This is a genomic window from Cellulomonas uda (assembly GCF_006538705.1).
In the GTDB taxonomy this organism is placed as follows: Bacteria; Actinomycetota; Actinomycetes; order Actinomycetales; family Cellulomonadaceae; genus Cellulomonas; species Cellulomonas uda.
The window spans coordinates 1-1,279 of sequence record NZ_BJLP01000099.1; the positions used below are offsets into that span (position 1 = coordinate 1).

Genomic DNA, 1,279 nt, shown 5'->3' on the forward strand with positions numbered 1-1,279 from the left:
TGTGATGTCGCAGGACATCGGCAACAAGCCGGACCCTCAGGGGTCCGGCTTGTTGTGTTTCTGAGGTTGGTAGTCGCGCGTGGGGTCGATGGTCAGCTCGCGCAGGAGCTCGCCTGTGATGGCGTGCACGACTCGGACGTCGTGGTCGGCGATGAGCATGATCACGGGGGTTCGGGCGTGGGTTCGTCCGATGCCGATGTGGTGTAGTCGGCCGTGGACTCGCAGGGTGAGTTTGCCGTTGGTGTCGATGCGGTCGTGGCGGACGCGTTCGTGGGTGCCGGCCCCGCCGTGGGGGTGGGCCTTGGCCTTGGCGGCGTAGGCCGCGGCGGGCGTTCGTCCGCGCAGTGATGTGTGGGGTCGAGCGGTGTTGTAGTGCTCACGCCACTGGTCGAGCAGTCTCTGCAGGTCGTGCAGGGTGGTAGCGCAGGGGTGCGCGGCGAGCCACTTCTTGAGGGTCTGCTGGACGCGTTCGACCTTGCCGCAGGTCGTGGGGTGGTTCGGGCGGGAGTTGCGTTGCTCGACGTGCAGGCGTGCCAGCTCGGACTGGAACGCGTTGCGGCCGCCGCGACCACCGGCCAGGCGGGTGGTGAAGACCATGCCGTTGTCGGACAGGACCGCGGCCGGGACGCCGTGCTCGCTGATCGCGGCCCGGAAGGTGGTCACGACGTCTGGTCCGCGGACGCGGTCGTGGGCGGTGCAGGCCACGACGAACCGGGAGTGGTCGTCGATGAACGTCAGGACCTCGGTGTCGGTGCCGTCGGCCAGGCGCACGTGGGTGAAGTCGGTCTGCCACAGCTCGTTGGGCAGGGTCGCCTCGAAGCGGATGTAGGACGTGCGGGGGCGCTTCTTGGGTGCGGGTGTGATCAGGCCGGCCGTGTTCAGGTGTCGCCAGATCGTGGCCGGGGCGATCGTGAGGTCGTGGTGTTGGGTCAGGTGCCAGGCGATGGTGCGTGCACCGGCGTCCATGCCGTCGTTCAGGAGCTTGGCGCGCAGCTCGATGATCAGGTCGACGATCTGCGGTGCGGTCGCCTGCGGTGAGGACCGCGGGCGGCGCGAGCGTGGCTCGAACGCGGCCTCGCCGACGTCGCGGTAGCGGGCGACCAGACGGCTCACCCAGGAGCGGGACAGTCCGTAGGCGCGGGCGACCTCGGCCTGCGAACGGCCCTCGAGCACGACAGCGGTGATGACCAGACGAGCGCGCGACATGCCCGAGGATCCCCACCGGACGTGTTGCCTATGTCCTGAGACATGCGTTGCCTATGTCCTGAAACAGCACACC

The 1,279-nt window shown here is 68.6% G+C and carries 1 protein-coding gene; it reads right to left on the reverse strand.

The genetic code is table 11. From position 1 onward, the window contains the following. Nucleotides 1–36 precede the first annotated feature (36 nt). Nucleotides 37–1,206, reverse strand: a complete 1,170-nt coding sequence (locus tag CUD01_RS16295; protein ID WP_141322534.1) for an IS481 family transposase — start codon at nucleotides 1,204–1,206, stop codon at nucleotides 37–39. Nucleotides 1,207–1,279: the final 73 nt, after the last annotated feature.